This is a genomic window from Vibrio rubrogenes (genome assembly GCF_059641415.1).
Map to the genome: position 1 here is coordinate 1 of NZ_JCARSY010000068.1, position 7,486 is coordinate 7,486.

8 protein-coding genes are annotated in these 7,486 nt (G+C 43.2%); 1 reads left to right on the plus strand and 7 read right to left on the minus strand.

Going from position 1 to position 7,486, the window contains the following annotated elements:
* Window positions 1–41 precede the first annotated feature (41 nt).
* The 7 genes from AC55NX_RS20250 to AC55NX_RS20280 form a co-directional block, all read right to left on the minus strand.
* Window positions 42–320: a bacteriocin immunity protein gene (locus AC55NX_RS20250; protein WP_496997372.1), complete on the minus strand. Its 279-nt coding sequence runs from the start codon at window positions 318–320 to the stop codon at window positions 42–44.
* Window positions 320–1,624, minus strand: a complete 1,305-nt coding sequence (locus AC55NX_RS20255; RefSeq protein WP_496997373.1) for a pyocin-S2/colicin E7-DNase domain-containing protein — start codon at window positions 1,622–1,624, stop codon at window positions 320–322. The genes AC55NX_RS20250 and AC55NX_RS20255 overlap by 1 nt, the downstream gene beginning before the upstream one ends.
* Window positions 1,625–1,759: 135 nt before the next feature.
* Window positions 1,760–2,578, minus strand: a complete 819-nt coding sequence (locus AC55NX_RS20260) for a queuosine precursor transporter (protein WP_496997374.1) — start codon at window positions 2,576–2,578, stop codon at window positions 1,760–1,762.
* A complete protein-coding gene (locus AC55NX_RS20265) occupies window positions 2,556–3,116 on the minus strand; it encodes a helix-turn-helix domain-containing protein (RefSeq protein WP_496997375.1) in 561 nt (186 codons plus the stop codon). Before AC55NX_RS20265 ends, AC55NX_RS20260 begins: the two co-directional genes overlap by 23 nt.
* Window positions 3,117–3,588: 472 nt before the next feature.
* Window positions 3,589–4,320, minus strand: a complete 732-nt coding sequence (locus AC55NX_RS20270; protein ID WP_496997376.1) for a helix-turn-helix domain-containing protein — start codon at window positions 4,318–4,320, stop codon at window positions 3,589–3,591.
* Between the two features lie 146 nt (window positions 4,321–4,466).
* On the minus strand, window positions 4,467–4,736 hold the full coding sequence (locus AC55NX_RS20275) for a CTX-RstB family phage integration protein (RefSeq protein ID WP_496997379.1): 270 nt from the start codon (window positions 4,734–4,736) through the stop codon (window positions 4,467–4,469).
* Between the two features lie 19 nt (window positions 4,737–4,755).
* Window positions 4,756–6,324: a phage/plasmid replication protein, II/X family gene (locus AC55NX_RS20280; protein ID WP_496997377.1), complete on the minus strand. Its 1,569-nt coding sequence runs from the start codon at window positions 6,322–6,324 to the stop codon at window positions 4,756–4,758.
* A gap of 174 nt (window positions 6,325–6,498) precedes the next feature.
* On the opposite strand from AC55NX_RS20280, the gene AC55NX_RS20285 reads away from it, so the two are divergent.
* Window positions 6,499–7,014, plus strand: a complete 516-nt coding sequence (locus AC55NX_RS20285) for a helix-turn-helix domain-containing protein (RefSeq protein ID WP_496997378.1) — start codon at window positions 6,499–6,501, stop codon at window positions 7,012–7,014.
* Window positions 7,015–7,486 lie beyond the last annotated feature (472 nt).

A 7,486-nucleotide genomic window follows, 5' to 3' on the forward strand; every position in this document is an offset into this window, starting at 1 on the left:
TATATAATGCGCACTAAGGGGAATTTTAAAAAAAGACTGAATCAGTCCTTAAAGCATGGTAAACCTTGTGACCTTCGCCATCGTTTGACCTCAGCAACAATGCCTTTTGGAGAATCTTCCTGACCATCTTTAGGATTAAAAATCACACCGTTACCATATGGATGCTGTGTGATTTCTTCAAAGTAATCTGTCAACTCCCGGATATGTTTACCGAACTGTTCTCCTGACAAGTTATGCTTGTTATCAAAAAATTCTGACATTAAATCTAAAAATTCTGACTCTGTATATTCATCAAGACTTTGTTTCTTCTGAAATAACATTATTTATTCCTGTGGATATTTATATGGTTTTTAGGAGTATTAACTCTCATATTATCTACATCATACACAGCTCCGCCATGCTGTATTTCTTCAACGTGATGTATTTCATAAGTTTTTCTGCCACCCACTTGTTCTTCTGGAACTGGATAAGGTGCATTGCCCATTCTAATTAAAGTTTGGTTGGAACGACTAAACTGAGACATTAAGACTTTATCTTCACTTACGGCCAGCCAAAAAGCTTCCCGGAAGCCGTCAAAGCTACCGAACTCACGGCCTCTGAGCTTATCCGCGATTTGCGAAGGCACCGGAGAGCCTAACTCTTTTCCGGCTGCTTCCAGCCATAGGCCTGTTACATCTTCACCGTTGCCGGTCACGACACCGGATTCATTACGAGCGCTTTCTTTGTAAACCACATATAACGGTGGTAATCCAGTATCTGCCGGGAATGTCAGAATGTAGTCTTTTAAGTCTGCATCCTCAATCGGGGTAATGTAAGTTTTTTCAAACTCTTTACCCTGATCGGCCTGTGGGTGAATCAATACATCCAGTTTTTCCATATCCGGGATCGGATTGACAAGGATCGGTTTACCGCCAAAATCGCCACTGATTGGCACCCATTCAATGGTGATCCCCGGCTCTAAATCCACAACGAATTTATCCCCCTGCTGATGAACATCTCGCCTTGGGATGTCTACACCGTTAACATGGTATCCGTAGAGCTGGCCGTTATCATCCGTTCCTAAGCGAATATTGGTTTTCACTCTTGATTTGTACCGAATTTCTGATTCTTTATACAAAGTGCCGTCCGCTAATTGATTGGGGATGAATACACCTAACATCACAGCCGCAGCGGTCGGAGCCAGACCAATCAGGCGAATAGCCATCCCTTCGATTTCAACCAGTGCCTGACCTGCAACACGGGATATACTGCCGGCCTCTGCTATACCATTGTTCAGCACTGCCGTATAAGCCGAATACTGACCAATCGAAGATAACGACTCGCGTTGTGTGCCGATATCACAAGTGCCGGAAGGGATTAAATGTGATTTGGCAAAGCGTTTCACTTGCTGGTTGTGTTGTGTTTGCTCAAATGCTTGTTCATTCGCTTTGATGTTTTCTTGCCGCTGTTTATCAAGACGCTCTTTTAGTATGAGCGGTTGTTTTGTCTCTGAGGGTTCCGGACTATCCGGATTTGGGATCGTTTTGGGCGTCCAATGAATAATTTTAGGCTTGGCCGCGACCTTTTCCGCTTTCTTCCATAAACCAAGGCTTTTCCCATGTGCCAACATTTGCTCTGGTGTCATTTCATCTTACCTGCCGACTATTTATTATCATAAAAATCAATCCAATTTCTCATCGAGATAAAACAATCAGTCAACGACAATAATTTCCCCTTTCGTCATGAAAGGGGAAATCTTGGGCTATTGACTTATGGATAACTACAACCCTGCCTCAGAGGTATCAATTGTCTTATATTGCTGTTTGCGTGCTCGGTAAACCGCAACAATCATATAAGTGACGGGGATAAGGCAAGCGGCATAAATGACCTTGAACCCGTAGTTATTGATGACTTTAACGAATAGATCCGTGTTGGCAGAAAGACCGAAAAACAGACCAATCCAAATGATTGTATATGAGATCTGGCCAATTGTGGTTGATACAATACACCTGAGCCATAACGGTGATACGGCCAGACGATAACGTATGGTTTTAAACACAATATTATTCGTTTGGTCTGCGACAAAAAGACACAACGCATTGATTAGATAAAGCTTTGGTAATTTGCTAAAGACGTTTTGATATGGCTCTGATAAGTCAAAAACGTTAACAGTCAGATAAATCAGTGCTGATGCAAGCACCATAATGATTGCAGCAATTAAAGTCAGTGTCCGCGCATAGCGATACTGAAAAATTTCATTGACCGAATCGAGAATAATAAAAGTTAGTGGAAAAATGAGGATCCCTGCGGGCTGAAACGTATTAAAAACATTGATTGTGTCTGGAGACATTGGGATTGCCAGCAGTAAGAAAGACAGATAAAGGGCAAATAGTCCGCCAAGCCAGAAGAGATCATATTCCATTTTTAAGGGTATATAGGAGGAAGCATGCTCACGGATCCGTGCCCTGTCTTTGCTGTCGAACAGCAATAAAATATTCTTCTGCAACAAATTATTTGCAGGTGCTGTTAATGTTGTCCCTGATTCCGACTGATATGTAACGGTGCCATCTGACAATTTAATAATTTTCAATTTCTGCATATTTGTAAGTCTCTTGATTGATCAATGCTTCTACTTTGCCTATTAGTGTTGTTTTTTTAGGTGGCGTATGAGACAGATAAAGCCATTCAAGGTGTGTCGTGTGGTCGAACCTATACGCAAGAACAGGCCCGACATCCCCCTCAACCAGATAGAAACCATCTCCTTTTTTGTTTGGATCGACAACAATTAGCATCTCGGCTGGAAAGCTAGGTGCTGATAAAATGCCGTAGCAATTACCATCAATATTCATCGGGAGTTTGTAGTGCCCGAGTAAAATATTGTCACCGTCTTTCATGCAATATACGGGAATTTCAGCATGTAACACCTCTTCGGCATTCCCTTCCCCTGTTAACAGCCAAGACTGAGATACATTTAAATAGGCTGCAATCGAAGCAAGATGCTTTTTTGGTGACTGAATTCTCCCAGTAACAATATTACTGATATGTCCTCGCCCCAGATTCAGATCTTTTGCCATTTTTGAAGCCTTTATTCCTCTCATCGTCATGACTTCTTTCAAGCGTTCACCGACATATTTCATTGTTAGTACCACCTTTTTATAGACAACACGATGATATTAACATGGTTTCATTTACTTTTAAAATTTTGTATTCTAATTTAATACAAAATGTATTTTATTCTAATAAGCACTATGAATACTTCCAACGTCAATATGATTAATTCAAATAATACTTACTTATCAACAATTTCTGCACAAATTCAGTGTATTAATGAACTACTTTTAGGGGTAAAAAAAGAGCGCCTTTTCTTGAATCGTATAGAAAGCGATTACCAGATAGAGAAAATCCCGACGGAAGCATCTCAACCTTGCCATTCAACGATTTTGTTTCAGGGAAAAGGTCGAGATTGCCACTTATTCCTCAATGGTTATATGGCATTTTTTTTCACTGATTGAATCACTCATTTATTGTTGATGAGCCGCTTTGATGCGGCTCGCTTCATGGTGAGTGGCTCACAAAAAAGCCCCTTCATCTGAAGAGGCTCACTTTATTTTACGGGATTATCTGACCTGAGACCTGAGAGAGTTCCGGCAAGCTTTGGTGATTCAAAACATCCTCATTATTCAGGTGCGTGATTATCTGACGTAAGACTCTTGCATTGTCCGATTGCTTCGGTATTTTCGTATCATCCAGCTCAACCAGATCCGGATATCGTGTTTTCAGGAGACGAAGCTGCTGCAAGGCAAGCAGTGCCAGATATTTATCAGCCCGTTCGTCTGCTGATTCACCAAAGAAACCACAACATCCGTGAAACGCCCCTGTTTTATCAGCCTCAAACAGCTTTTTCAGAAGCAGCGCTGTCTGTTGGTAGGCCGGACTCTCCGGTATATCGACGACACTCAATTGATCGAGGCGCTCTGTTTCTGTCGTGAAATAGTCATGTGTCATCAATACATCATGAACACTATCGATAAATGTCGATAGTGCTTGTGCGGTTTCGCTGCCGTCTGCAAGAGATTGTTGTAAATCTGTTTTTGCCTGTTGATATTGCTCCGTTACAATCTCCGCGTCCGGCTCTTCCGGAGCGTCAAACATGTACCCCCTTTCTTCATAAAAAGATTTGAGGGCTTTTTTCTGACGGCTATCCAGTGTCGCTTTTTCTTTCTCGAACTGACTGAGATTATTCCGGTTAATACCGGTGAGTTTAGACACAGCCGAAAGGCTCAGACCAAGGTATTGTCGGGCTTCAAAATAGCTGATACCTGTGATTGTATTTGAATTCATTCGGGATTATCCTTTGCTGGTTTGAATGGTGTTTGCATGTGGCTGCATGCAAGGCTGAAAACTGCATGAAACCTGTCAGGATAAGGCTTCGTGCAAAAATGGCATGCCACTGTATTCAATTGTTTTGCAGTGGCATGCCAGACTATCTAGCTACTCAGACCGACCACCCAAGTCTGGGAAAAATTGGTTGGTTTCGGCTCGACCGTGACATTGATTTCAGTTAAGGGTTGCAGCTTTTCAAACTGCTTGATGCACAGCGGATCAATATCTAAAGTCTGCTCTGTAAACCCATGCCCGGAAAAGGTCATATTTGCGGTATCGACCGTTTCAATCGGGGTGGCAAAATGGATCTTGTGCATTTCATACGGCTTACCCTGCCCTTTGTTTGAAATCCCTTTGCGCTCGCTGACGCCCATAAAAACTACTTTCATTGTCTTACCTTCTTTGGTGTGTATCTGAAGGGCGTTTCCCTGCCGTTGCCGGACGGATGCCGCCCGTGAATAAATCCGGACTGTGATCGTGCTGGGTGAGAACCATCTCCCCGTCAGGCCAAATCACCAGAGACAGGGCTTTACGCGGACTGATTGGAATGGCTTTTCCGTCAATCAGTGCATCAATATCAATCTCTTCTTCCAGCCCTAACTCATGGCGCAGTGCCTCGATTGGATCGGTTTGTAGACCGATTTTGTGCGCCAGCCGCTCAGAAACCCCGAAATGGATTGCCAGATAGGATAAGTCCCCCTGTGGCTGAAGCGGTGATTCGGGTTCAACATAGTTATCAGGACGTTGATGGTCAAAATCAAAACGCAGCACCTGTGCCAGTGGCAGCCGCTCACCATCACTGAGATTCTGTAAATCTGCTTTAGAAATACCGATTGCCATCAGGTCTTTCAGGTTACGGTGTAATGTGGCCTTGGATGTATGTGCTTTGATCTCGTCATACCCCCGGTCACACAACGTCATATAAAAGCGGAATAGTCGATCCGCTTTGGCATAAGAAACATTGCCTTTTGGGGTAATGGTATTGTATTCATCTCTCAGCAACTGCTTGATTTTCTGCTCATTATAAAGCTCTAACTCTTCCCCTTCGAAGGAGTCGAGTAAGTCACGAAACAGTGTTTTGAACATCCATTCACAAAAGCGGTAACCGTGACGGGCTTCGAATGTTTCCGCATGACGGAGTACCTGCCAGAGATTACAATTGCCGATGTGCTTTTGAATAAAACGCTTCTTCGCCCGACCTTCAAAACGAAGCCGGTTTTCAGCAAACTGCTGAAGCTCAGGACTGGAGAGCTCGTCGATCACATGATTAAAACGGTTGGTTGCTCCCTGCTTTGCCCGACGCTTCAGATCATTTAACTGGTGTTCGATTTCATCGTGCTTGGTATAAATACACAATTCGAATGAGCGCCCGGCTCCGGGGTTGGCCTTGGTTGCCCGGTTAAAATAGAGGGTGGTTTCATAGTCTGAGTTCCGGGCTGGCCGGACATAACGGTTTGAGACATTGCTCATTTGTTTGATTGCCTGACGCAGTACATCAGCATTAGCACATTTGATTGAATAGGTGCAGTCAATCCGGGTCAGTTCAGCCAGACCGATATTGAGTAAGTCCCACAAAGCCGGTTGCGCGGTCTGTAATGAGTGCAACAGATATTCAATACACAGGCGGAAATCTTCGGAGCCGTAGACGTTATGACCCTGCATGACTTTTGCCGGAGACGCTTTGATTTGGAGATAGCCCCAATAGACATTGGCTCTCGGCTCGGCATCGAACACTTTGCAAGCGATATCGGTATAAGAAGACGGGATTTTAGCCCACGGATGATAGAGATCACCCGTTCTCACCTCTTTACGATCATTCACAACCGAGAATTCAACATTACCACTGGCAATTTTCAGGTCTGTGATTTCGGCGAGTTTCATGTAATCCACAAATCCGCAATCACCCATCTCGATGATCACATCCTGTTTAAAAGGAATGTTGATGTGGAACATGTCTATCACTGAAAATCCTGTCAAGTGTCATTAGTGCCAGTTTTAACGTGCACTAATGGTAGCAAAGTGAGACTTTACAATCAAGTCACTTCTGACTGCAAAACTTTCACTTGTGACAGTTCGTTAAAATATATAGGTTATACTACTGATACTAAATATGAGTTACTTACAGGAAAGATTCATATGTCATCCAATGAAAGATTAGAGATTGCGAATAGGATCAAAGATGCAATTAGCAAAAGTGGTGGCTATAAGGCAGTCAGTGAGAAATCCGGGATAAGTGAAAGCACCCTGATTAGGGCTGCAACGGGGAAAACCGACCCTAAACTAATAGATGTAAAAGCTATTGCAGAAGTTACGCATACCTCTCTTCATTATCTGGCATATGGTGAGCAACCAACGTCAGAATCTGTTGTATTAATGAAAGAGGCTGAAATCAATAAGATCATTGAATCACAATATGCTCTTGTGGAGAAAAGATTAGAAGCCCTAGAAGACATATTCAGAGATCCAAAAGCAACAACGAACGTGCTTACAAAAGCCAACGTAGAAATGATAGAAATCGCGCATCAACTCAACCTTCTCAACCACGGAAGTGAGCAAGAGTTTACTAACCAACTGACAAATGAAGTGATTGAAAGTACAGACGAGCTAATAAATCCAAAAGATAGCAGAACCCCATCGAAAAAATCAAAATGAAACCATAAGCCGCTATTAAAGCATGCGGCTTTTTAAGTTCAACTGCGCATCGGACGGCAAAGTCGGTGCGCTTTTTTGTGTCCGGAAACCAACATTGCAATACTGCTATCGGACTAAAAAATTGCAGATCTGCAATTTTCCTGCGGTTCGGTCAGCAAGCGAACCTATACAAAAGCGCTCCGTTTTCCATTCAATCCAATACAGATCCGCTTTGGGTCAGATTTCGAACCAAGCCGAAGATTGGGAATATTACCAACCCGGTTAAGGGAATATTGTAAATCGGGATTGTGAAAGATTGGGAATGACGAATGCCTGGCATGTTGCATGCCACTGACGCGCCCTTTGCATGCAGGGGATGCAATGATTTCACCGGGGCTTGTCTCCTCATTTCCCGGACTATAAGCCAAATGCTTATAGCCCAAAAAACGAGGCCGAAGATTCCGGTTTATTCCGCTTTATTCCGGATAATCCC

Excerpts from the sequence above, each read along its gene's own strand:
- AC55NX_RS20250 (WP_496997372.1), bottom strand. The coding sequence starts at position 320 with ATGTTATTTCAGAAGAAACAAAGTCTTGATGAATATACAGAGTCAGAA.
- AC55NX_RS20255 (WP_496997373.1), bottom strand. The coding sequence starts at position 1,624 with ATGACACCAGAGCAAATGTTGGCACATGGGAAAAGCCTTGGTTTATGG.
- AC55NX_RS20260 (WP_496997374.1), bottom strand. The coding sequence starts at position 2,578 with ATGCAGAAATTGAAAATTATTAAATTGTCAGATGGCACCGTTACATAT.
- AC55NX_RS20265 (WP_496997375.1), bottom strand. The coding sequence starts at position 3,116 with ATGAAATATGTCGGTGAACGCTTGAAAGAAGTCATGACGATGAGAGGA.
- AC55NX_RS20270 (WP_496997376.1), bottom strand. The coding sequence starts at position 4,320 with ATGAATTCAAATACAATCACAGGTATCAGCTATTTTGAAGCCCGACAA.
- AC55NX_RS20275 (WP_496997379.1), bottom strand. The coding sequence starts at position 4,736 with ATGGGCGTCAGCGAGCGCAAAGGGATTTCAAACAAAGGGCAGGGTAAG.
- AC55NX_RS20285 (WP_496997378.1), top strand. The coding sequence starts at position 6,499 with ATGTCATCCAATGAAAGATTAGAGATTGCGAATAGGATCAAAGATGCA.